Consider the following 23,443-nt stretch of genomic DNA (forward strand, 5'->3'; position numbering starts at 1 on the left):
TCTTCCTTGTCGTGGTGAGCACGCGGCCACCGGGACTACGTCAAAGGGGCACAGCCGGTTTCCGGTATCACCAGGTCGTCTGAGGTCACGTGAGCTCGGTACCAGAGTTCGAACTGCAGGAGAGCCCACAGCTGGACACTGTGGTCGGCCCCTTCGACGTGCCGCTGGAGGAGGTTCCGGACGACCTGTGGCCGGAACAGGCCCCGAGCGCGGGCGGTTGCGTCGGTGAGCAGGTCGAAGGCCGGTTCACGCAGCTCACCCCGGAGCCAGGTCGCCAGCGGCACGTCGAATCCCTGCTTGGGGAAGCCCAGGATCTCCTTGGGCAGCCAAGGAGCGACGGCCCGCTTGAGCAGGATCTTCGTCTCGCCGTTGCGCACCTTCAGTGCGATGGGCAGGCCGGCCGCCCATTCCATGAGGTGGTGGTCCAGGAGCGGAGAGCGGGCCTCCAGAGAGTTGGCCATGGCGGAGATATCCACCTTGACCAGGAGATCGTCCGGTAGGTAGCTCGCCACGTCCACGTCCAGGATGCGGCCGAGGTCGGTGGCCGCCGATGACCGCTCGAACGCCTCGTCGAGCAGCCGGTAGCTGTCCGCCCCCACCAGAAGATCGCGAAGTTCGTCACTGTAGACGGCGAACTTCTGCCGGTGTGTGTACTGGGACATGAGGCGGGCGTAGCGGCGTGCGGGGCGCTCCGCGGCGAACTGCATCAGCCGGGCGAGCCGCCGGGGCAGAGATCCGCCGGTGGTCCGGTCCGCGATCATGTCGCCGATGCGGCCGGTCGCCATCGCCAGTGCGCGGGGCATGACCGGTATCCGCTCGGCCTGCCCCATCCGAACGTAACGCTGATATCCCCCGAAGCTCTCGTCGCCGCCGTCACCGTTGAGCACCACGGTGACGTGCTTCCGGCTCAGCTGCGCGACGTAGAAACTGGGGATGGCCGAGGCGTCGGCGAACGGCTCGTCGAAGTGCCAGGCAATGCGCGGCAGAACGTCCAGCAAGTCGGAGGTGACGACGAGCTCATGATGGTCGGTGCCATATCGCTCCGCCACCATCCGGGCCTTGTGCCGCTCGTCATAATCACTGTCCTCGAAGCCGATGCAGAATGTGCGTACCTGTTCCTGGCTCTGCATGGCCATGGCCGCGACGACCGCGGACGAGTCGATCCCGCCGGACAGGAACGCGCCGATGGGACGCTCACTCACCATTCGGATGCGGGTGGCCTCCAAGAGCAGCTCACGTAGCCGCTCCTCTTCCCCTTTCTCATCCAGCACCGGTCGCGGCGAACTGTCCAGCGCCCAGTAGCGGTCCACGGAGGCGTTTCCGCGTTCCCAGACCAGCAGATGGCCGGGCGGAAGTTTGTGTACGTCCTGGTAAATGGACCACGGCGCCGGGACGTACTTGTACGTCAAATAGTGGTCCAACGCCACCGGATCGACCTCACGGCGCAGGCGCGGATCCTGCGCCAAGGACTTCAGCTCCGATCCGAACATCAGCGAGGTGCCGTCCGAACGCCAGTAAAGGGGCTTCTTCCCTACGCGGTCACGCGCGAGGACCAATCGTTCTCGCGCGCGATCCCAGATGGCGAAGGCGAACATCCCCCTGAGCCGGTGGACCATCTCGGTGCCATGCTCCTCGTAGAGGTGGACCAGGCACTCGGAATCACCTGTCCCGCGCAGCCGGTGCCCTCGTGCGGCCAGGTCTTGTCGCAGCTCGGCGAAGTTGTAGATCTCACCGTTGAAGACGGCGACGACCTGACCGTCCTCGCTGTAAACGGGCTGGTCACCCGAGGCCAGGTCGATGATCGCCAGTCGGCGCATGCCGAGCGCCGCGTGCTCGTCGCTGTGGAATCCGTCGCCGTCAGGGCCACGGTGCACGATCACCTCGCACATGCGGCGCACCAGCGCCGGGTCGGGCCGTGTCGTCGATACGATCCCGGCTATCCCGCACATCGGTCCTCCATCAGTGAACGCAAAAACCGTATTCCCGGACCAGGCGATTGACCGCGCGGCAGGATTTCCCGCATTCCGCGGAACGGCGCCGCCAGGCATTGAGCAACGCGACGACCTGAAAACCCACATGATTCGCTGGAAACGGATCCTAGATCACCGTGGACCATGCACCGCGACATCCCCACCGAGGTGGGCGTGGCTCCAGGCCGTCAACCGTTTCGTCCGCTTCTCCCGCCTTACATCGTCTGCGGACTTTGCGACTGGAGCAAAGCACATCGAAGACGACTATTCGCCGGTTGCTCGCGTTTACGCAACACGCCTTCCCGCCACAAGTGCCCGCCCGATCATTCTCGGTATCATGGCCAGCGGAACATATCGGCGGGACGGTCGAGACCATCCCGGATTTCCCACCCGCATGCCTCGATGCCGTCGGCGAGACACCAAGAGGCAACAGGATGTAAAGGGCTTCTATTCCGGTTCACAGCAGTTCTCGCTGGGCCGGCCAATTTCTCTGTACTCAGGTGAGGAGAACCGATCGATGAAACCCATGGATACCGTGGACAGGCCGGCCGGGAAACGTATCGTCGTGACGGGAGTCGCCGGGTTCATCGGCTCCCACATCGCGAGGTCACTGCTCGACGACGGTCACGAGGTCATCGGAATCGACCATTGCCTGGGCCATCCGCCGGAGATCACCGAGCGAAACCTTCGGCTCAACGAGACCGGCGACCGCTTCACGCTGATTCGCGGCGATCTTGCGGAGATCCCCCTCGAACCCCAGTTCGACGGGGCCGACACGGTCTTTCACATCGCGGCCCGGCCCGGCGTCCGCCCTTCGTGGGGAGCCGAGTTCCCCAGCTATGCGAGGAGCAACATCGTCGCCACTCATCTGCTGATGGAGGCGGCCGCCCGTACCTCGGTCCGTCGTGTCGTGGTGTCGTCCTCGTCGAGTGTGTACGGCGGTGCGCCGAACGGACCGGTAACCGAAGCGGACCTCCCCGCCCCGCTCTCGCCCTACGGGGTGACGAAGCTCGCCGCGGAGCAGTTGGCCCTGGCTCACGCGCGGCGCGGACCATCCGGGCCAACGGTCGTGGCGCTGCGCTACTTCACCGTCTACGGTCCGCGGCAACGTCGCGACATGCTGATCAGCAAGTTGATCGAATCAGCGCTGTCCGGGAAGACCGTCACGATTCTGGGCGACGGCAAGCAGCGAAGGGACTTCACTTTCGTCGCGGACGCCGTACAGGCCAATCTGATGGCCATGCACGCGGAGGTCGAAGCGGAGGCGCTGAACATCGGCACCGGTGTCACCACCTCGGTGCTCGACGTGGCCGACCTCGTCGGCGACATCGTCGGGCGGCCGGTCGTGCTGGAGTTCGGGAGCGGACAGGCCGGTGATGTGCGGGACACGCATGCCGACGTCTCTCTGGCGAAAGACGTGATCGGCTATCGGCCCACGATCGATCTGCGAACCGGGCTGACGACGCAGGTGGAGTGGACTCTCAAGAACGAAGTCATTCCCGCGCCGGAATAGTGGAAGATCGCCGGGTTTCGCGTACGAACAGCGGGATCCGGCTATTCCGGCAGCTCGGCCGTCCCCCCTCACCTCAATAGCCGTGTCGTCGGCGCGGCGCGCGACCACGGCCGTTCCGCTCTCCATCGGTGACGACTTCGTCGTAGAGCCGCTCGAACCACTCCGCTGTCTGCGTGATGTCCACAGGATCAGCGGTGTTCCGGATCCCTTCGCGAAGCTGGGCGTGCGTGTCCGGCCGCATGGCCCGAAGGATGGCCTCGGCGAGCGCGTCGGGGTCTCCAGGCCTGGTGAGCAGGCCGTTGCGACCGTTGTCGATCAGGTCCGGCACTCCTCCCACTGCTGTGGACACGACCGGCACGCCGGCCGCCAGGGCCTCCATGACGACGACAGGCAGCCCTTCGTGCGCGGAGCTGAGCACGAGCAGATCGGCCGAAGCGATCAGGCGGGCGGCGTCCGGCACATGTCCGAGGAGCCGCACGTTGTCTGACCCCAGGTCGGCCACCCGGCGAGCCGTCTCCTCATACAGGGGACCGGTGCCGGCCAGCAGAAAGACGGCGCGCGGATCGCGGTCGACCACCTTGGCCGCCGCCTCGATGAGCACGCCGTGCTGCTTCTGCGGGCGGAAGTTGCCGACGTGCGCGATGAGGAAGGCGGACTCGGGCACGTTCCACCCCTGCCTCGTCCGCGCGGCCTCCGCCGCCCGGCGGCGCATCTCCGTCACGTTGATGCCGTGGATCCTGGTCACCAGGTTGCGCGCGCCCCGGCTGACGACGGCCCGTGCGACCTGCGGCGAGACGGCCACGGTACGGGCGTCCAGCCATCCTGTCGCCCGGTCGAGCAGCATCGTCGGCAGGCGGTAGCGGACGTTGTGCACGGTCGAGATCAGCGCGGGCCTCGGCCTGGACAACCGCGACGTCACCCGGAGCAGCGACGCGGGCAGGGGTGAATGGAGATTGAGAACGTCCGGGCGCAAGCGCCTGACCTCCACCGCCAGCCGGGCGAGGCGGAGCCGCCGCGGCCAGGCGGCAAGGCTGATCACCTCTGTCCCCGCCGCGCGCAGCCGCTGGATGAGCTCGTCGGTCTTCGCGCCCTGGCATATGACGGTGTAGCGCACGCCCGTGGCGGGCGCTGCCAGCAATCGCTCGACGAGCAGCATCTCCGCGCCGCCGACCCCCAGGTCCTTGATGACCTCGCAGACGTGCAGACTCCTCATGACGCGACCTCCGATGCCCTTGGCATGATCCTTGTGTCCGGGGTGTTGCCGGACTGATCAGGTCCGCCAGAACGCACCGTGATCACCCCTTTGGGACCGCACGGCCTCGCGACCGCACAGCCTTGACAGCATGAGAGCCGCACGGCCTCGCGACCGCACAGCCTCGACAGCATGAGAGCCGCACGGCTCAGGGACCGTACGGCCTTCACCGCCTTGGGACCGCACGGCCTCGGGGCCGTACGGCCTTCTGCTTCAAGCGCGGTAGGTCCAGCCGGCCGCGCGCCAGCGCTCCGGCGTCAGCGCGTTGCGCCCGTCCAGCACATTCCGGCTGCGCACGACGTTGCTGAGCAGCGCGGGATCCATGTCTTGGAACTCGGTCCAGTCGGTCAACAGCATGACGAGGTCGGCCTCCAGCGCGGCCCCGACGATCGTGTCGGCGTACTCGATCTCAGGGTGGACAAGCCGTGCGCTGTTCATCGCGACGGGATCGTGCATGGTGACCCGCGCGCCCTCGCGATGGGCGGCGACCGCTACCGCCAGCGCGGGCGAGTCCCGTACGTCATCGGTGTTCGGTTTGAACGCGGCACCGAGGACGCAGACCCGCCTTCCCTCGTACGTGCCTCCGAGGAGTTCCCGGCCGAGCGCGAGGGCGCGGTCCCTGCGACTCAGATTGATGGCGTCGATCTGCCTGATGAACGTGGCGACCTCGTCCAGGCCAAGGTCCGTCGCGCAGGCATACAGGGCACGTACGTCTTTGGGGAGGCAGCCGCCACCGAAGCCGAGCCCAGGGCCCAGGAAACGCCGGCCGATCCTGTCGTCGTAGCCGAGTGCCTCGGCGAGCGGCAGCACGGCACCGCCGGTGGCCTCACATATCTGCGCCACGGCGTTGATGAACGAGATCTTCATCGCGAGAAAGGCGTTGGCCGAGACCTTGACGAGCTCGGCAGTGGCGTAGTCGGTCACCACGAGGGGGCAGCCGTCCTCGATGATCGGCTGGTAGACGGCCCGGAGCAACTGCTCCGCCCACTGCGACTCCACCCCGAAAATGAGCCGATCAGGTTGGAGCGTGTCCTGAACCGCGTGCCCTTCACGAAGGAATTCCGGATTCCACGCCACCTCCACTCGGCCGCCGGCGGTCTGGTGGCGGACGACATCGGCCATGCGCCGCGCGGTTCCCACGGGCACCGTGGATTTGCCCACGATGATCGCCGGTCCGGCCACCCGCCGCGCCAGCTCGGCGAAGGCCGTCTCGACCCATCGCAGATCCGCGTTGAAGGAGCCGGGAAGCTGCGGTGTTCCCACGCAGACGAAATGGACGTCCGCTTCGGCGACATCGTCGTACGAGGCGGTGAAGCGAAGCCGGCCCGCCTCCACGCTTTTGCGGAGCAACTCGCCGAGGCCGGGCTCGAAGAAGGGCAGTTCGCACGCCGACAGCTTCGCGATCTTCTCCTTCTCGATGTCCATGGCGATGACATCGTGGCCGAGCTGCGCCATCCCCACCGCGTGGGCGGTGCCCAGATATCCGGCGCCGATCACGCTTACTCGGAGGCGGTCGGGCGACTCGAGAGACTGCGACATCTTCACTTGGGTCGAATCTTGGCGTATCAGCGTATGATCCTGCAAAGTTTCTCCCTCGCTCGGTAATTAAGGTGCTGGTCCCGCGATGTCGTCCTCGTCCACGTCGCCCGAGACCAACCAGATCACCTTACTTTCTTACTCGGAGACGCCTGATAACGCGGCGGCCAACGGCTGAAAGACATGGCAGAGCTTCCTTAAAATCCCGCCAAATGTGGTCGGCACCGAGCGTGGAATGTGCCAGGCCCCATGTGAGCTTCGGGAAGGCCTATACGGACGTATCCGGTCGACGGGCGACAAGCTTTGGAGATCGGCCCTCGACCGGCATCGCCCCCTGGGGACGTAGACACGCCGGTATGTGTGCCACGGGTGGATATCCGCGATCGGCGATCGTATTGTTGACGGCGTTGCCCGGCCAGCGATCGCACCTTTGTCAGCCGCGGGCGATTTCCACGTTTTGGTGCGGATCCAGCGTTGCGCGGATGCCCGCGACGCGCTCTTTGGAGCATCTCTCAGAGCGGAGTGAAGTCATGACGGTAAATTCAGTGGACAAGACCACCCAGGACCGCTTCGCCTTCGGCGACAACTGGTTGAGCTTCCTCGAACTGGTCGACGAACACCGGATCGCCATGGCCGTGACGTCGTTGAGGGACGCCCTCGGGGTCGCCGACCTCAGCGGGCGCACCTTCCTGGACATCGGCTGCGGCAGCGGCCTGTTCTCGCTGGCCGCGCACCGTCTGGGGGCGAAGGTCCACTCTTTCGACTACGACGTGAATTCCGTCGCCGCATCGGCGAAACTGCGCAGCATATTCGCCCCGGAAAGCACTTGGAGTGTGGCGCAGGGATCCATTCTCGACGAAGCTTACACACAGTCTCTAGGCCAGCACGATGTCGTATATTCCTGGGGCGTGCTGCACCATACAGGTGCCATGTGGCGGGCGATCGAGGCGGCTTCCCGGCTTGTCGCGCCGAACGGGCTGCTGTACATCTCGATCTACAATGACCAAGGGTTGGCAAGTCGCCTGTGGTGGTATGTTAAACGGCGCTATGTGCACAGCGGTCGAATCTCGCGGGCCCTGCTCATTCTCATCTTCCGAGCATATTTCGGCCTTCGTTCGGCCTTGGCCAGGCCGGTGAAACGGGCGTGTGCCGTCGGACTCCCCGCTGCTGTCCGACCTCGCGGAATGTCCACGCGCCACGATCTGATCGATTGGATCGGCGGTTTCCCCTTTGAAGTGGCCTCGCCCGGGGAGATTTTCGACGTCTTGCGTAAGCGTGGCTTTGAGCTGCGTTACCTGAAGACTTGCGCGGGTCATGGCTGCAATGAGTATGTGTTCGCGCGAACTGCGGCTGGGCTCGACGGCCCGGTTGGCTGATCGGTCGGACGGCTGCTGCCGCCGCTGACTGGTGGCGAAGGTGGTCTTGGGTTGAGCGCGGGGGTTGCGCCGGTGGGTGCCGGCGACGGTCGCCGCGCTCTGCCATGTCGAGGCGATCAGGCCCAAGGGTTCCCCGAGGGGTTCGTCACACGACCGCCTCAAACCCTGTGACGGTCCGTCGTGGCTGAGGTCCCCTGGTGGGATCCCCCCGGGGGGAGCAGAAAGGGCCGGTCCGTCGTGGCCGGCGTCCCTGCGGGCGGGGGATCCGGGGGGAGCGGAGGAACCGATGCCCGGCGAACGTTTGTGGGCGCCGTGCTACCCCGACTGGCGTGCTCCCGAGGAGGGACTTGGGGGCGTCGGCTTCGCGTCGTCAGAGAGCGCTCCTGGCGACTGGTCCGCCGTGGGTAGCCGGTAGACGGCGTAGTCGCCGTCACGGAACCGGAGGTCGGCGAAGGCGGCGAGGTTGGTGCCGGGACTCAGCCGGTGCTCGTCCACGAAGAGCCATCGGACCCCATAGTCGTCCCGCAGCCGCCGGATCGCCTCCGCTGAGGGTGCCTGGAACACCGCTTCGTTGGCCTGGAGCCGTTCGCCATCCCAGAATGGGCGGGTCTCCACTACCTCGCCCGGGCGCCAGCTGTCCATGTTGGTCACCGTGTAGGCCCATCCCTCGACCAGCACCCGCCGCTCGCTCAGCGCCGTCGCCCAGAACGCGCGGCTGTCACAGGGGTTTTCGTAGCCCATACGGCAGTGCACGTTCGTCGCGAGGAGATCGTCGACAGCCGAGTGGGCGCGCAGCCACCGCCCAGCGGTGAAGGCCCCCTTGGGAATCGCCTGCAGCGGCACGGTCCCGTTCGGGACCTGAACGGGGGCCGCCCCAGGCGGGGCCGGTACAGCGGCCACTCCAGGCGAGTTCGCCCCGGCCGGGTTCTGAGCGGTGGTTACGGGGGTTCTGAAGGTGCCGGGCATGACGCGGGCGAACCAGGCGGCGGGCGTGCCGGCGGCCGTGACCATGCAGATCACCAGGGCACAGGTACGGAGCCTGCTCTGGCGTGCGGCACGCAGCACGGCAACGGCCACCAGGACCACGCCCAGCAGAACGAGGTACGGCAGGAACAGGACCGTGTAGTCGGCGCCCGGAGCCAGCGGGAGCCTGACGCCGCAGAGCGTCCGGATGGCGTAGACGGCCACCACCCCCACACCGGCCGCGCACACCATCGCCCTGAGCCGCACGCGCGCCTTCCGTACGATGAGCATGAGCCCGTAGACCGCGAGCATCGCCAGGTAGGGATAGGACGCCTGGAGGAAGTACCCCTCCGACTGATGCGGATGGCCGAGCACCAACGCCGCCGCGAGACCGGCCGCGCTCATGCTGAGCACCAGCACCACCACGGGCCGCGCGAGCAGGTTCGGCCGGCCCACGAGCCCGATGATCCCGCACCACGTGATGACCCCGCAGAGCACGCACAGCAGGGCGGCGCCGATCGTGACGGCCGCCGGTGGCTCGGCCCCGGCCGCCAGGCCGGTCATACCCCGCAGGGTCAGGCGCATGATCGACAACGGATCGAGCACGATCCCCTGCCGTGCGCCGCCGAACAGCACCCACTGGGCGAACAGCAGGCACGCCGTGGTGAGGCCGAGCGCGGCGAGCGGGCGCCGGGGCAGGCTGAACAACTTGACCGTTTCGACCAGCGCGACCGCCACGAGGCCCACCACGAGCAGCGGCAGATAGGTGGCCTTCGCCCCCATGACCGCCGCGAGCAGGATCCCCAGGAGGACCCACCTGCCCCGAGGCTGTGGCTTCTGGCCGAGAAGGTCGATGAGGAGCAGGACGATCGGGGCGAAGAACAGGGCGCCGAAGGTCTGGGTCGGGCTCGACCATGACTGCACGGTCTTCCAGGTGAACACCCCGGTGGTCTCGCCGAGATACAGGCTCGGCGCCGTGATGAAGATGATGCTCACGAGGCCGGCCAGCGCTCCCCCGTACGAGCGCGTTATGCGGCGGCCGACCATCCCGAGGACGACGATGAGGGCGGCGAGCATGGGCAGGATGGCGAGGCGGAAGAGCAGAACCAGTGGTTCCACCCCGGTGACCCAGCTGGCGGCCGCGAGATGCGCGTAGACGAACCAGTGGTAGACGAGGGGTTCGCCGGTGACCGTCGGCACCATGGGCGGCATGTGGTGCTTCAACTCGCCGACCAGGGCCAGGTGGAAGGGCATGTCGATGAACGACGTGCCCATCGCCGGCCAGGTGAGGGCTTGGGTTCTGAAGACGTTGACGGCCGACCACACGATCAGATAGATCATGATCAGCGCGGTGCACCACGACCACCAGAGCGGCGTTCTCCCGGCGTCGGGGGCGCCCTTCCAGTGTCCGCGCAGCCGGGGGACGGCGAGGAAGAGCACGTAGGTGCCGATCGGCCAGGCCATCACCAGCAGCGGCATGCCGAGCGCGCGAGCCGGGATGTACGTGAGGACCTCCAGCGCGTACCCGAGTATCAGGCCGAGCGCGAGCCCCTCCATCAGCGTGGGCGTACCCCGGTACAGCGCCCGGACCCACAACAGGCCCGGCAGCGCGACGCCCAGGGCGATGTAGAGGCTGAAGAGAGCCAGGTCCGTGGCGGAGACGCCATAGAACCCCAGCGCGACCCCGACGCAGGCGACCACGGCCGTCGCCGGAAGCCAGGTCGAACAGCGCTTCAGCAGCGATGCGCGTTTCCTCCCGGACGGTGGCCGGGCCGCGCCCGGCTCCGGCGTGGGTGCGTAGGAAGGCGGCGCGGAGCGCGGAAAGGGTGGAGCGTCGGCCATGAACGCAAGCTTGACCACACCGGCGCCTCGGACAGGGGCGAACGCCCGAGTGCGGCGATGTTCTTGCCGACCCTTGGTGGGTTCTTAAGGATCGCGGGGTGTTCCGGCCCGAGTTTCGGCCTCGGGCCGGAGGATTTCCCTACGACAGTGCTAACTCGTGGCGTCGAACAGCACGTCGACCCAGTAATTGGTGAGCTGGTAGGTATTGTTCGGGAACGTGAGCGGCGGCCCGTACTTGTACACCCCGTTGCTTCCCGCCACCTCCTCACCGGCCGGCGCATAGAGCGGACCGCGGCCATATCCCGTCGTGAAGAACGGCCTGGTTATCGAGTAGTTCCCCGGATTCATGGAATAGGCGGTCACGTACGTGGTGTTCGCGGTGAGCGGGACCGGTGTCGCGAAATTCACCTGTTGCCATCCGGATGGAGTCTCGCCGGTGAAGGTAGCGCTGGCGAGCAGCGTGCCGTCGGCCGCCCACAGAGACCCGACGTGGGTTCCCGTGTTCTGCGGCGACTTGTAGAACCGGACTCCAGTGGCGACCCCGTTCGAGGTGGGACGGAACTTCGCCCCGACGACGACCGCCTTGCTGTCGCCGGTGGAATCGATCGCCGGCTGCGCGGTCTCGTCCCACAGCGTGCTCGACGGGGAGAACACCACGTCCACCCAGTAGTTCGTGGCCTGGTAGGTACTGGTGGGAAAGGCGGGTGTCGCGGTGTACGAATAAACGCCGTTACCTGGGGTGACGGCGCTGTTCGCCAGCCCGATGAGCAGCCCGGACGAATACTGCTGGGTGAAATACGGCCGGGTTACCGAATACCTCCCGGATGTCGTGTGGTAGGCGGCGACGTAGGTGGTGTTGGCGCTCACCGCGACGGGCGTCGAGAAGTTCACCTGCTGCCAGCCGCTCGCCGATTCATTGGTGAACGTCGCTCTGGCCAGAAGCTGACCTGTGGAGCTCCAGAGATCACCCGTGTGCGTTCCGGTGTTGAGGGTCCCCTTGTAAAATCTGATGCCGGATATGTGGCCCGGACTGGTGGGCTGGAATTTCACGCCCAGCTCCGCCGCGGCGGGATCCGCTTGCGAAGCGGTGGCGGGAGTCGCGGACGGCGGCCATGTGGTGCAGGGGCATGGTGTGGAGATGGTGACGGGCCTCTGGGTCGGCGACGTCTGAAGATTCCCGCTGTCGTCGACCGCTCGCGCCAATATCGTCACCGGCCCCGCCGAGCCGGTCGTCCAGCTGTACTGCCAGTCCGTGAGCCCCTTCGCCTGGAACCACCTGGTGCCGCCGTCCGGAGAGACTTCGACACCTCCCACCTGACCGCCCCCGACGTCGACCGCCGTCCCTCGGATGGAGACCGTGGTGCCGCTCGGCACGGTGGCGCCGGCGGACGGACTCGTGATCGTCGTCGTCGGAGGGGCCGTGTCCGGTGACGGGACTCCCGGAACCAGGCCCGCCTGCAGGCTCGCCGGCTGCAGGTTCATGTCGGCGAAGAGATTGACGGTCGCCTGCTGCATCCGGATGTCCGTAGGCGTCCCAGGGCGGTAGTGAACGGCGTCGAGCCCCCACGACCACTGCACGGTGCCCGCGCCGAAGACGCGCGCGCCGCTGGAGTGCCGGTACAGGATCAGATTGTGGGTCGCGACCCCGGGGCCGTACGTGCCACCGAAGTTGAGCAGGATCTTGTCCAGCCTGCCTATCGTCGCGCTGGAGAATTTCACCGAGCCGGCGGGAGTCGTCAGGTTGTCGGGCGCCGCGTCCCATTCATAGCCCAGCGTTCCGGCCGGAAAGATCGCCGTCTGGCCGGGCAGGAGATTCGCCACGGATGTGTTGCGCCACAGCCGCATGCTCCGGTAGGCCGCGGGAACGGCCACCGAATCTGAGACGGTCCCGTTGACCTGGAACATGGTGCCCGTCACGGCATTCTCCGGTCGCCCGCCGTTCGACGGCGGCGAGAAACGCGGGTCACGCCAGGTACCGGTCCATTGTGTACTCGGGTCGATCTTGGCGTTCGCCAGCGTTTCCTTGTAACAGACGAGGGTCCGGAAAGCGAGGACGGGTCCGGCGATGCTGCTCTCCCACCTGGTCTTCCAGAACATCTCGTTTCCCGAGAAGAAGGCGAGGTTGACCGCGCTGGCGCGGGCGGCCTCGACATTGTTCCGCATTTCCAGGGACCAGTACTCGTCGTGGCCGACCGACAGGAACGCGCGATGCTCGAGCAGCTCCGCCCCCATCCTGGCGGTGTCGACGCTGGTGGCATAGCTCACGTCATAGGCATTGGCCTCAAGCCATCTGACCATGGGGTATTCGGAGTTGAAGAAGAAAGACTCCGCCGAACCGCTGATGTCGGCGCTCCGGTTGAGGAACGGCCGGTTATAACTGACCTTGAAGGCACGCCCCGCCGGGCTTCCGGTATACAGGCTGTTTCCGCCGTAGTCGTTGTACGCCTGCCACGTCGAGTCAGAGGTCTGGACCAGGACGTCCGCGCCACGCGTGTCATCTCGGATCACGAAGGTGATCTGGCTCTCGCCGGGGGTGCCGTCTTCGCGTACCAGCTTGGCGAGATAGACGCCGGAAACGACGGTGTCCGGCACCGCCCAGGACGCGGAGACGTCCCAGTTCCCGCAGTCGACCAGTCCGGTGGCATCATCGCTCACGCACGTGGGCTGAACCTGAGGCAGCGTGGCGGACGGCTGCAGCGTGGTGATCAGCCGCGCGCCCATGCCGCTGTAGTAGCCGATGCGATAGACGTCCAACCGGTAGTCGGTGGCGTCTGTATCGATCTTGAAGTCGACGGTCGTCCCTTTATTGACGCTCATATCCGCCGCATATCCCTGAATGCTGGGACTGCCCGCCCCCACGATGTCCCACTCGCTCGGCGGATTGCCGGGAAGGGAATTCTCCAGGCAGATGACCGAGGTCGGCGGGCAGGTCGCCGGCCGAGCGCCCTTCTTCCTGAGCGGGCCCGGCGGACGGCCGTTGGCAGCAGCCTTGATCGCTTTCAAATCCTTGCGCGTGGCCTTGCTGGTCCGAGCACCCGCGGGTGCGGACTGCGGCGTCCCTCCCTTGAGACTCACCGTCGCGCCCTGGCCCGGGGTGGCTGCGAGGTTCGCGGTGATGCCGACCGCGCCGTCCTCGCGCGCCGGCGCCTGGGCGGCGCCGAGGATGGCGAGCACGGCCGCAATTCCTGCGCTCAGAACAAGGGGCGGGCTGCGAAAGGCCCGCCATCGCAAACCGGTCCTTTTCCCACTTTCTGCCATGATGCATCCCTCGATCGCTCTGATTTCAGCCGGTCGTGGGGGGTCATGAGCAACTAAATACAACGATGCCCGGTTCTCTCGTGAACCGGATGAGGGAAGGGCGATTTCCCAGCAGGACGGACGCCGATGTTGATTCTCCGCTAAGAACTCAATCGCCGCAGAGATCGGCATATCTCCGGAGAACGCGAGCCATCACCCTTTGGCCCGGACAAGGAAGCGGCAAGAAACAACCGTGAGCAGGGGGACAAGCCCGATCGAAGCGCTCTCCGCATCAAGCTTGCGGCCATGGACAAGATCTTGCCTGTCAACGGTTCGGCGCCGAGCACTGTGGAGACAGCGCATCCGGCTCGGCCCGCACGGGCCACCCGGCGCCCAGCGCGTTGGAGGCCCGCACTGTCGGGACGGCTCGCGGCCGCCTCCGTGACGGCTTTCACCGCTGCCGTACTGATCCGCTACGGAGTATCCGTCACGGACATGGCGTTGTTCGCCGTCTACGTCGCCTTGGGAGTGGTACTGCCCGGAGTCCTGGTGATCAGGGCCCTGTACCACGGCCCGCGCACGGCGGCAGAGGAGATCGCGCTGGGCCTGGCGTTCGGTTACGCCGTGGAGATCCTGGTCTACATAGGCGCTCGCGCGATCGGAATGCCGCTGCTCGTCGCGGTGTGGCCGTTGACCACTTACGCGCTCTTCCTCGTGGTCCCGTCCCTGCGCGGGCATTGGCGGGCGGGATCCCGCCCGGCGACTCCCCTGTGGTGGTCGTGGTGCCTCGCCCTCGTCATCGCCGTCCTGGTCGCCGGGAGCGCACTGAAGTTCTTCGGCACCCACGCCATCACCTGGCCCGGTCTCGGAGCGTCGTATCCCGACATGCCGTTCCATCTGGCGCTGATCGGCGAGTTGAAGCACCATGTGCCGCCTTCGGTGCCGATGGTCGTGGGCGAGCCTCTCGCGTACCACTGGTTCGTCTACGCGCATCTGGCGGCGGCGAGCTGGCTGTCCGGAGTGGAACCCCTTGTCCTGCTGTACCGCCTGGCCATGCTGCCCATGCTGGCCGGGCTCGTCGTCCTGGCCGGCATGACCGGGCGCCGCGTCACGGGCTCATGGATCGGCGGGGCCGTCACTGTCGTGGGTACGGTCTTCGTGGGCGCCCCGACCCTGTACCTGGGTACGAACGGGGTGTTCACCTGGGGAGGGGTTCCGGACACCGCGTGGATCAGCCCCACGCAGACGCTGGGCGCCCTGTTGTTCGCTCCCCTCGTCCTCGTTCTCCTGGACCTTCTCGAGCGCCGACGGCCCGACACCGGCAAATGGCTGCTGGCCGGGCTCTTCCTGGTGGTGCTGACCGGCGCCAAAGCCACCTATCTACCCCTGCTCGGCGCCGGGCTGGTGCTGGTGGCGGCGGTCGAGGTGTTGAGGCGACGCCGACCGTCCACGAACGTACTGATCATGCTGGGCATGACCACGGCATGCATCCTGTTCGCGCAGTTCGTCCTGTTCGGCCGGGAGCGGCAAGGGCTGGTCGCGGACCCTCTGTCCTTCATGCGCATGACCTGGAGCAAACTCACCGGCCTGACCACGCCCTCGGCGGGCTCGCTGCTCGGCCTCACCTTGGTGTACCTGCTCTGCTGGGCCATGACCTGGTCCGGCATCCTCGGGCTGTTGAGCAGGCCGCGGCTGCTCCTGCGACCACGGGTGAGCCTCATGCTCGGCATGGGCGCGGCCGGGCTCGGCGCGGTGCTGCTCCTCGGGCATCCTGGCCAGAGCCAGCTCTTCTTCTTCTGGGGGGCCTACCCCTATCTGGCGGCCGTCGCGGCCTATGGGATCCTCATCCTCCTGCGGCGGGCACGGGTGTCGCCCAAGGCGGTCATGTGCTCGATAGGCGCGGGACTCCTCGCCGTCTACCTGATCCCCATCCTCTGTGGCGTCACGATTCCGTTGCGCGCCGGCCAGGGCGACGGGATCCTGTACCGGCCCTATCTCACCCTGGTGGCCCTGGCCGTGCTGGCGGGCCTGCTCGTGGCGATCCTGAGGGGACGCGCTCGCGCCCTGGCCCTCGTGATCGTCGCGTTCACGACCATCGGACTGCCCGCGTACTGGCACGCGCGCGTCCTTTCCGCCGTCGACAACGTCACAGGGGACGATCCCAACCCGGTGGTCAGACCGGTGGAGAACCGGGTGATCCCCGAGGGGGCCCTGGCCGCCGGACGATGGCTGCGCGACCATTCCGGGCCGGACGACCTGGTGGCCACGAACACGCACTGCCGCCTGGGGTACGAGAACCCGTGCGACACCCGCTACCCGTGGGTGGCCGCGCTGTCGGAACGGCATGTGCTGGTCGAAGGCTGGGCCTACACGGCCACGAACCTGAGCCACTGGCGTCCGGGGCTGCTGCCGGAGGGTCTGCCGTTCTGGGACACCGAACTGATCAAGCTGAACGACACGGCCTTCCAGTCGCCGAGCCAGACCGCCATGCGGGGCCTGCGAGAGCGCTACGGGGTGCGCTGGCTCTTCGTCGACGAGCTTCGGGGGAATCCCAGCCCGCGGATCGGCGAGTTCGCGGAGTTCCGGTTCCGGTCCGGCGATTACGCCGTCTACCAGCTGCCGGACGACTCATTGTGAGGTGGGCAGGTAAGGCTTGTGTAATGCCTCATCCAGCCACCAGGCGCCACGCGTGTCGGCCGGTCCGGCCCGTTGTTCACTGCGTTCGTGAACGCATCCGGCCTGATGGCGATCCCTTTCAACGTGCCGCATATCTCGGAGAACGAGCTCGACTATCTGGCGGAGGCCGTACTCCAGCGGTTCACCCGCGGAGACGGGCCCTTCACCCAACGGGCCACCGGTCTCCTCGCGGAGATCACCGGGGCCCGCCAGGTGCTGCTGACCACCTCGTGCACGCACGCGCTGGAGATGTCGGCGCTCCTGCTCGATCTGCGGCCCGGCGACGAGGTGATCATGCCGTCGTTCACCTTCATGTCGACGGCCAACGCCTACGCGCTGCGCGGCGCCGTCCCGGTGTTCGCCGACTGCCGGCCGGACACGCTGAACCTGGACGAACGACAGCTCGAAGCCGCCATCACCGACCGCACCCGGGCCATCGTGGTCGTCCACTACGCGGGTGTCGGGTGCGCGATGAAGGAGATCGGCGAGCTCGCGGAACGGCACGGGCTCGCGGTCATCGAGGACAACGCCCATGGACTGGGCGGGTTCTACCAGGACCGTCCGCTCGGGTCGTTCGGCCGCATGGCCACCCAGAGCTTCCATGAGACGAAGAACGTGCAGTGCGGAGAGGCCGGCGCGTTGCTCCTGAACGACGCCGGCCTCGGCGAGCGCGCGGAGATCGTCAGAGAGAAGGGCACCGACCGGAGCCGGTTCTTCCGCGGCCAGGTGGACAAGTACCGCTGGGTCGACATCGGGTCCAGCTACTTGCCGTCGGACGTGCTCGCCGCGCAGCTCACCGCCCAGCTGGAGTCGTTCGACAAGATCCAGTTCCGGCGCCACTACGCGTGGGACCGGTATCACGAGGAACTGGCGGACTGGGCCGCGGAGAACGGGGTCGCCCAGCCGACGATCCCGGACGAGTGCACGCATCCGGCGCACCTGTACTACCTGCTGCTCCCCGACCTGGCGAACCGGCAGGCCTTCATCGCTCATCTCGCCGAGCGTGGCGTGCAGGCGGCCTTCCACTACCAGCCGCTCCATGATTCACCCGCCGGCCTGCGGTACGGGCGGACGGCCCCGGGCGGCTGCCGGGTCACGGCGGAGGTCGCCGACCGTCTCGTACGGCTGCCGCTCTTCGCCGACCTGGACGACGCCCACCTGTCCCGCGTGATCGACGCGGTCCGAGCCTACGAGGTGTGCTGAATGGCGTGGAATGACGTGATCGAGGCGGAAGCCGTGCGGACGCGGGAGTCCCCGCTCGAGTCCGCGCGGTTCGGCTGCTCGATTGAGCGGCTCGCCGTTTCCGGATCGTCGTTCGCCGCGGTCCGTGAGGCCGTCGTACGATCCGCCGCGGACGTGATCATCCTTCGCTACCCGGCCGAGTACGTCGGCTGGTACGCCCGGCTGACCGCCCTGGGCCGGACCGCCATCTTCGCGGACTCCCTGGTGTACTGGCGGCTGCGCGCCGGCGAGGGCCGGGCGCCCGTGGCGTCACCCGATCTGCGGGCGACGGAGCTGACCGGAACCGCCGTGATCGAGGATCTGGTGTCCGACATCTTCCCCGCGTACGGAAACCACTACCTGGCCAATCCCCTGTTCGACGCCGCCGACGCGCTCGCCGGCTACCAGGAATGGGCGCTGCGCTCGGCCGAAGAAGGGGGCTGCCTGGCGCTGCTGGATCGGCCCGCCGCCGGGGCGGCCTCGCGTGTCCTCGCGCTGGCCACCCTGGACGAGGCCGAATCCCGGACGGAGATCCTGCTCGCCGGCGTGGTCTCGAAGGCGCAGGGGCGCGGTCTGTACGCCCACCTGCTCAAGGCGGTCGAGGACCGCACGCTGGCGCGCGGCGGGGACGAGGTCGTCATCTCCACCCAGGGGCACAACACGCGCGTGCAGCGGGCGTGGGCCCGATACGGGTTCGAGCCCGTACGGACGGTCCTCACTGTTCATCTGGTCCGGAGCGCGCTCCTGCCTGGGCCGGAACACTAGGACCACCGGGAGCCACGTCGGCGGACGCGGTCGGTCCGACACGTTCGCGCACGACGTAGGTCGGCCGGCCCATGCCGCTGCCATGAATGCGGCCGATGTACTCCCCGAGGACCCCGATGGAGATGAGTTGCGCGGAGGAGAAGAGCGCGACCATCGAGGCGATCGTCGTGAAGCCTGCCACTGTGGTCTCTCCCATGGCGAACCGCCACAGAACGGCACCGCCCAGCAGCAGGCCGACGATGCCGACGAGGAATCCGAGGTAGCTCGCCGCCCGCAGGGGCGCCGTGCTGTAGCCGAGCAGCATGTTCACCGCGTGCCGGATCAGCAGCCGCGGGGAGTAGTTGGAGCGCCCGTGATGGCGTTCGTTCATGCGTACGCTGACCGACCCCACCTTGGAGGTGGCCCACGACAGGGCCACGTCGACCGAGGCATGCGGCCCCGACAGCTCTTGGAACCCGTCGCGCAGCCGCGTACGAAAGGCGCGGAAGGCGCTGATCGCGCGGGCGGAGCGGATGCCCAGCGCGCTGGACATCCCGGCTTTCACCGATCGGGAGGCGAAGCTCCGGAGAAAGCCGTGCTCCTCACGGTAGGAGACGCCGTAGACGAGGTCGAGACGGTCGCCCTCAAGGGCGGCCAGCAGGAGGGGGATCTGCTCCGGCGGATGCTGCAGGTCGTCATCCATCGTGACGACGACCTCGAAGGCCGCCTCCCTGATGCCGGCGATCAGCGCGTTGTGCTGACCGTAGTTACGGGAGAGGTGGATCGCCCGCACGGCCTCGTTTCGCCGGGCCAGCCCGGCGGCCGTCGCCCAGGTGTCGTCCGGGCTGCCGTCGACGACGAGGATCACCTCGTGCCGGACGGATGCCTCGCTCATGGTCGACAGGATCCTGGCCACCAGCGCTGGAAGAGTGCGCGCGGATCGGTAACACGGAATTACCACCGACACCGACATTGATCCCCCGATCATCCAGTGTGAGCCGGTTACAATCGTGCCGCCCCCACCACGTGACGAACTGGAGTGCGGGCGACATGGTTGACGTGGAGAGCCACACCAAAAGCGACAAGAAGCCGCATTTCTGGTGGCGGGCTCTGATCTCCACTTTTGCTGGAAACCGCATCACATACCTAATGGCCGGCGCCATGACGGCAGTTGTCTATTACTGTCTCCTTGGCCTAGCATTGCTCGCCGCCGAGGGTGCGGTGCCCTACCTTGTCCTGGTCGTGACCAGCCACTTCGTCACCGTGGTGATCGTCTATCCGTGGTATCGACTGGTGGTGTTCCGAGTCTCCGGCGATTCCTGGCTGCGGGGGTACCTGCGATTCTATGTGGTCGGCCTGAGCTTCCTCGGGGCGTCCCTCATCAGCCTGCCGATCCTCGTGGGCGTCATCGGAATTCCCATCATGATCGCACAGGGTTTGATAATTCTCATAAGTCCCTCACTAAGCTATCTGATACACCGAACATGGACTTTTCGTGATCGCTGATCCATCTAGTCTCGGCAACGTGCCGGGCGTTCTTCGACAAGCGCGCGGAACCGCACAGTTTTCCTGGCCGGGGATCGGCATAAACTCCAGCGGACAGGCGGCCATCGCCGCCATGTCCTCCTCGCGGAAGGACTCAGGGAGCCGATGAAGGCGCTCGTTCTAGCGGGTGGCAAGGGGACGAGGCTGCGCCCGCTCACCCATACCTCAGCGAAACAGCTGGTCCCCGTGGCCAACAAACCGGTCCTCTTCTACGGGCTCGAAGCGCTACGGGACGCGGGCATCACCAGCGTGGGCATCATCGTCGGCGACACGGCCGCGGAGGTGCGCGAGGCCGTCGGAGACGGCTCGCAGTTCGGCCTCGAGGTCACCTACATCCCGCAGCAGGCCCCCTTGGGCCTGGCTCACTGCGTCCTGATCGCCAGAGAGTTCCTCGCCGACGAGCCGTTCGTGATGTACCTGGGCGACAACTTCCTGGTGGGCGGCATCACCGCCCTGGTCGACGCGTTCCGCCAGGCCGACCATGACGCGCAGATCCTGCTCACCAAGGTCGCCGAACCGCAGTTCTACGGCGTGGCCGAGCTCGGGCCGGAAGGCGAGATCATCGGGCTGGCGGAGAAGCCGGAGCACCCGCGCAGCGATCTGGCGATCGTCGGGGTCTACATCTTCTCCCCCGTCATCCACGAGGCCGTCCGGCGCATCACCCCGTCCGCGCGCGGCGAGCTGGAGATCACGGATGCCGTCGCGTGGCTGATCGACAACGGCTTCCGCGTCCACTCCCACTTCGTCAACGGCTACTGGAAGGACACCGGCCGGCTGCAGGACATGCTGGAATGCAACCGGATCATCCTCGAACAGATCGAGCCCGACATCCGGGGCACCGTAGACGGCCGGAGCGAGATCACCGGGCGAGTCGTCGTCGAGCAGGGCGCGGTCGTGGAGAACTCCGTACTCCGCGGGCCCATCGTGATCGGCGCCGACTCCAAGATCGTCTCTTCCTTCGTCGGCCCCTTCACCTCGATCGGGGCCAGTTGCGTGCTGGAGGACGCCGAGATCGAGTACTCGATCGTGCTCGACAGCTCGTCCATCCGCGGCGTGTCGCGCATCGGACACTCCCTCATCGGGCGCAACGTCGAAGTGAACCGCGCGGAAGGCATGCCGAACACCCACGAGCTTATGGTGGGCGATCACAGCAAGATACAGGTGCGTACATGAGGATTCTGGTCACCGGCGGCGCCGGCTTCATCGGCTCGCACTACGTGCGGTCGCTGCTGCTCGGCGCGTATCCGGGCTACGAGGCCGTGAACATCACCGTTCTCGACAAGCTCACCTACGCCGGAAATCTGGCCAATCTCGCGCCGGTGGCCGGACATCCCGGCTACCGGTTTGTCCATGGGGACATCACCGATCTGGAGCTGCTCGCGGAGATCGTTCCCGAGTGCGAGGTGATCGTGAACTTCGCGGCCGAGACGCACGTCGACCGGTCCATCACGGGCGCCGGCGACTTCCTGACGACGAACGTGCTGGGCACGCAGCGGCTCCTGCAGGCGGCACTCGAGACCGGCGTCCGCACGGTGGTGCACGTCTCCACCGACGAGGTGTACGGGTCGATCGCGGAAGGATCCTGGACCGAGGACGAGCCCCTGCTGCCGAACTCGCCCTACTCGGCGGCCAAGGCCGGCAGTGACCTGCTCTGCCGGGCATATCACCAGACGTACGGCCTCGATGTCCGGGTGACCCGCTGCTCCAACAACTACGGCCCTTACCAATACCCGGAGAAGCTCATCCCGCTCTTCGTCACCAACCTGCTCGACCGCGAGCCGGTCCCCCTCTACGGCGACGGGCTGAACGTACGGGACTGGCTGCACGTCGACGACCACTGCCGGGGCATTCAGCTGGTGCTGGAGAAGGGCTCGCCGGGAGAGACGTACAACATCGGCGGCGGCACCGAACTCACCAACCGGGAGCTCACGGAGCTGCTGCTCAGCGCGCTCGGGGTGGGCTGGGAGATGGTCAGGAACGTGCCGGACCGGCTCGGGCACGACCGTCGCTATTCCGTCGACTGCGGCAAGCTTCGGGCCCTCGGGTACGAACCGCTTATGGGGTTCGCGGACGGTCTGGCGGCGACGGTGCGCTGGTACCAGGACAACCAGCGGTGGTGGCGGCCGCTGAAGGCTCCTGCCACGCCTCGATCTATGTGACGGTCCGTGGTGGCTGAGCTCCCTCGGGAGATACCGCCTCCCGGGGGAGTGGAAGACCACGGCCCGCCGGGGTCCCTCGGGGACGCCCCCTCCGGGGGGAGAGGGAGTACGCCCGTCGTCACCGCACTATGGGGTGACGGTCTGGTTCACCGGGCCTGACGTGCTCGGGGCCAGGTGGATCAGGGCCTCGTGGTCGAAGACGTCGCCGCCCAGATAGACCGCGACGATCCGGTGCTGCCCTGGGGCCAGGCTCGACGTCGTGAACATCGCACGACCGGTGCTGGTGTTGAGGAATACCGAGCCGAGAAAGGTCGAACCTTCCTTGAAGACCACTTCGCCGAAGGGGGTCTGGCTGCCGCTGACCCATGCCACGGTGGCGGTGAACGTCACCGGCTGTCCAGCAGCGGAGGGGTTCGGGGAGCTGGTCAACGTGGTGGTGGTCGGCGGGTCGTCGGGAAGACTGATCTGCGTGGCCGGGATGCCGTCGGTGCCGGTGACGTTGACGGAGCCGTTCAGGGAGAAGACCCGGCCCTGGACGTTGGCGCCGAAGTTCACGGTGGCGTTGCCCTGGGCCAGCACGTTGCCGCGGAAGGTGCTGTACACCCCCAGCGACGTAGCGCCGCTGGACTGCCAGAAGATGTTGTCGGCCTGCGCGCCGCGCAGCAGGGCGATATTGCTGACCCTGGCGGTGGTGAGAGTGGCCGCCCGGAAGATGAAGGTCGCGGCCGGATCCCCCTGGGCGTCGAGGGTGAGCGTGCCGTTGATCACGAAGGCACCGTTGCCGGCGTCGTACAGGCCGGGCCCCTTGGTCGTACCGCCCAGCTCCCCCGGCACCGTGGAACCGCCGGACCGCCCGGCGATGTCGTTGTAGGCGGCGACCACGTCAGACTTGACCGCCGCCGCGGTCGCGTTGCCCAGCTGCCGGTTACCGTTCACGGTGCCGGGCGGGAAGCCTGTCAGCGTGCTGTGGGGACTGATCGCCAGATCTCCGGAGACCGTGGTCAGATGCGCGTTGTTGACCGACATCCCGGCCACAACCCCGTACGGCTTCCCACCGCCGATGTTCACCGGCGGTGTCGCGCGCGCACTCTCCGGCAGAGTCACCAGCACGACCGCCGCCACCACTCCCAGTGACAACCGACCGAATTTCCCTGAAAAACGGGACAAATCAACATTCGCCATGAGCCGATCCCTTTATCTGCGATCCGGGGAAGATACTCCGCCAGCCATAAGACTCTGGATATTCGAGATTAGCGGGCATCGATGCCGTTCCAGAGAAATGACGTGCGACGCGGCCCGTGTCGTATTCGCGCCAGAGACATGGCGCGGCCCGGCCGGGGGGGAACCCCCCGGCCGGGCGGGGGGGTAAAAACGGGGGGGGGTGGGTGGGAAAACCGGTAGACCCCCTT

15 protein-coding genes are annotated in these 23,443 nt (G+C 67.0%); 8 read left to right on the top strand and 7 right to left on the bottom strand.

The genetic code is table 11. The features are described from left to right. Positions 1 to 35: 35 nt before the first annotated feature. Complete coding sequence (gene asnB / locus AB0B64_RS19125; RefSeq protein ID WP_357949741.1) at positions 36 to 1,889, bottom strand: asparagine synthase (glutamine-hydrolyzing); 1,854 nt, start codon at positions 1,887 to 1,889, stop codon at positions 36 to 38. Between asnB and AB0B64_RS19130 the strand changes: the two genes are divergently transcribed. Continuing rightward, entirely contained in the window at positions 1,888 to 3,483 is a 1,596-nt protein-coding gene (locus AB0B64_RS19130) for an NAD-dependent epimerase/dehydratase family protein (protein WP_358178680.1), read from the top strand. The two genes, asnB and AB0B64_RS19130, sit on opposite strands and share 2 nt — an antisense overlap. A gap of 73 nt (positions 3,484 to 3,556) precedes the next feature. Here AB0B64_RS19130 and AB0B64_RS19135 read toward each other — a convergent pair whose 3' ends face one another. Together AB0B64_RS19135 and AB0B64_RS19140 are read right to left on the bottom strand one after the other, a co-directional pair. After that, a complete protein-coding gene (locus AB0B64_RS19135) occupies positions 3,557 to 4,696 on the bottom strand; it encodes a glycosyltransferase (protein ID WP_358178682.1) in 1,140 nt (379 codons plus the stop codon). A 252-nt stretch (positions 4,697 to 4,948) separates the two neighbouring features. Continuing rightward, entirely contained in the window at positions 4,949 to 6,274 is a 1,326-nt protein-coding gene (locus AB0B64_RS19140; RefSeq protein WP_357949732.1) for a UDP-glucose/GDP-mannose dehydrogenase family protein, read from the bottom strand. A 542-nt stretch (positions 6,275 to 6,816) separates the two neighbouring features. Here AB0B64_RS19140 and AB0B64_RS19145 point away from each other — a divergent pair. Further along, positions 6,817 to 7,647 carry a class I SAM-dependent methyltransferase gene (locus AB0B64_RS19145; RefSeq protein WP_357949729.1) on the top strand — a complete coding sequence of 277 codons (831 nt, stop codon included), beginning with the start codon at positions 6,817 to 6,819 and terminating at the stop codon, positions 7,645 to 7,647. A gap of 315 nt (positions 7,648 to 7,962) precedes the next feature. Here the strand turns inward: AB0B64_RS19145 and AB0B64_RS19150 are convergent, their stop codons facing one another. Both AB0B64_RS19150 and AB0B64_RS19155 read right to left on the bottom strand, forming a co-directional pair. Further along, positions 7,963 to 10,452: a hypothetical protein gene (locus AB0B64_RS19150; RefSeq protein WP_358178684.1), complete on the bottom strand. Its 2,490-nt coding sequence runs from the start codon at positions 10,450 to 10,452 to the stop codon at positions 7,963 to 7,965. A 150-nt stretch (positions 10,453 to 10,602) separates the two neighbouring features. Beyond that, on the bottom strand, positions 10,603 to 13,881 hold the full coding sequence (locus tag AB0B64_RS19155) for a N,N-dimethylformamidase beta subunit family domain-containing protein (RefSeq protein ID WP_358178686.1): 3,279 nt from the start codon (positions 13,879 to 13,881) through the stop codon (positions 10,603 to 10,605). 114 nt (positions 13,882 to 13,995) lie between these two features. On the opposite strand from AB0B64_RS19155, the gene AB0B64_RS19160 reads away from it, so the two are divergent. The 3 genes from AB0B64_RS19160 (at position 13,996) to AB0B64_RS19170 (ending at position 18,351) form a co-directional block, all read left to right on the top strand. Continuing rightward, positions 13,996 to 16,326 carry a hypothetical protein gene (locus AB0B64_RS19160; protein WP_358178688.1) on the top strand — a complete coding sequence of 777 codons (2,331 nt, stop codon included), beginning with the start codon at positions 13,996 to 13,998 and terminating at the stop codon, positions 16,324 to 16,326. An 87-nt stretch (positions 16,327 to 16,413) separates the two neighbouring features. Next, entirely contained in the window at positions 16,414 to 17,568 is a 1,155-nt protein-coding gene (gene rffA / locus AB0B64_RS19165) for a dTDP-4-amino-4,6-dideoxygalactose transaminase (RefSeq protein ID WP_358178690.1), read from the top strand. Then, entirely contained in the window at positions 17,569 to 18,351 is a 783-nt protein-coding gene (locus AB0B64_RS19170; RefSeq protein ID WP_358178692.1) for a GNAT family N-acetyltransferase, read from the top strand. It begins immediately after the preceding gene. Here the strand turns inward: AB0B64_RS19170 and AB0B64_RS19175 are convergent. Continuing rightward, positions 18,302 to 19,318 (bottom strand): glycosyltransferase family 2 protein, encoded by a 1,017-nt coding sequence (locus AB0B64_RS19175; RefSeq protein ID WP_358178694.1) that lies wholly within the window; start codon positions 19,316 to 19,318, stop codon positions 18,302 to 18,304. The two genes, AB0B64_RS19170 and AB0B64_RS19175, sit on opposite strands and share 50 nt — an antisense overlap. A 62-nt stretch (positions 19,319 to 19,380) precedes the next feature. Here AB0B64_RS19175 and AB0B64_RS19180 point away from each other — a divergent pair, with 62 nt between their 5' ends. The 3 genes from AB0B64_RS19180 (at position 19,381) to rfbB (ending at position 22,034) form a co-directional block, all read left to right on the top strand. Continuing rightward, a complete protein-coding gene (locus AB0B64_RS19180; RefSeq protein WP_358178696.1) occupies positions 19,381 to 19,836 on the top strand; it encodes a GtrA family protein in 456 nt (151 codons plus the stop codon). A gap of 144 nt (positions 19,837 to 19,980) precedes the next feature. Next, the gene (locus AB0B64_RS19185; RefSeq protein ID WP_357949707.1) at positions 19,981 to 21,048 is read left to right on the top strand and encodes a glucose-1-phosphate thymidylyltransferase; all 1,068 of its coding nucleotides are present in this window, start codon (positions 19,981 to 19,983) and stop codon (positions 21,046 to 21,048) included. Continuing rightward, positions 21,045 to 22,034, top strand: a complete 990-nt coding sequence (gene rfbB / locus AB0B64_RS19190) for a dTDP-glucose 4,6-dehydratase (protein WP_357949705.1) — start codon at positions 21,045 to 21,047, stop codon at positions 22,032 to 22,034. Before AB0B64_RS19185 ends, rfbB begins: the two co-directional genes overlap by 4 nt. Before the next feature lie 126 nt (positions 22,035 to 22,160). Here the strand turns inward: rfbB and AB0B64_RS19195 are convergent, their stop codons facing one another. Further along, the gene (locus AB0B64_RS19195) at positions 22,161 to 23,171 is read right to left on the bottom strand and encodes an ice-binding family protein (protein ID WP_358178698.1); all 1,011 of its coding nucleotides are present in this window, start codon (positions 23,169 to 23,171) and stop codon (positions 22,161 to 22,163) included. Positions 23,172 to 23,443: the final 272 nt, after the last annotated feature.

It is taken from the genome of Nonomuraea sp. NPDC049129 (assembly GCF_040648495.1).
In the GTDB taxonomy this organism is placed as follows: domain Bacteria; phylum Actinomycetota; class Actinomycetes; order Streptosporangiales; family Streptosporangiaceae; genus Nonomuraea.

What these genes read in the sequence shown, in the direction of transcription:
- AB0B64_RS19130 (WP_358178680.1), top strand. Translation starts at nt 1,888, where the DNA reads ATGCGGCGCACCAGCGCCGGGTCGGGCCGTGTCGTCGATACGATCCCG.
- asnB (WP_357949741.1), bottom strand. Translation starts at nt 1,889, where the DNA reads ATGTGCGAGGTGATCGTGCACCGTGGCCCTGACGGCGACGGATTCCAC.
- AB0B64_RS19135 (WP_358178682.1), bottom strand. Translation starts at nt 4,696, where the DNA reads ATGAGGAGTCTGCACGTCTGCGAGGTCATCAAGGACCTGGGGGTCGGC.
- AB0B64_RS19140 (WP_357949732.1), bottom strand. Translation starts at nt 6,274, where the DNA reads ATGTCGCAGTCTCTCGAGTCGCCCGACCGCCTCCGAGTAAGCGTGATC.
- AB0B64_RS19150 (WP_358178684.1), bottom strand. Translation starts at nt 10,452, where the DNA reads ATGGCCGACGCTCCACCCTTTCCGCGCTCCGCGCCGCCTTCCTACGCA.
- AB0B64_RS19155 (WP_358178686.1), bottom strand. Translation starts at nt 13,881, where the DNA reads ATGCCGATCTCTGCGGCGATTGAGTTCTTAGCGGAGAATCAACATCGG.
- AB0B64_RS19160 (WP_358178688.1), top strand. Translation starts at nt 13,996, where the DNA reads ATGGACAAGATCTTGCCTGTCAACGGTTCGGCGCCGAGCACTGTGGAG.
- AB0B64_RS19170 (WP_358178692.1), top strand. Translation starts at nt 17,569, where the DNA reads ATGGCGTGGAATGACGTGATCGAGGCGGAAGCCGTGCGGACGCGGGAG.
- AB0B64_RS19175 (WP_358178694.1), bottom strand. Translation starts at nt 19,318, where the DNA reads ATGATCGGGGGATCAATGTCGGTGTCGGTGGTAATTCCGTGTTACCGA.
- AB0B64_RS19180 (WP_358178696.1), top strand. Translation starts at nt 19,381, where the DNA reads ATGGTTGACGTGGAGAGCCACACCAAAAGCGACAAGAAGCCGCATTTC.
- AB0B64_RS19185 (WP_357949707.1), top strand. Translation starts at nt 19,981, where the DNA reads ATGAAGGCGCTCGTTCTAGCGGGTGGCAAGGGGACGAGGCTGCGCCCG.
- rfbB (WP_357949705.1), top strand. Translation starts at nt 21,045, where the DNA reads ATGAGGATTCTGGTCACCGGCGGCGCCGGCTTCATCGGCTCGCACTAC.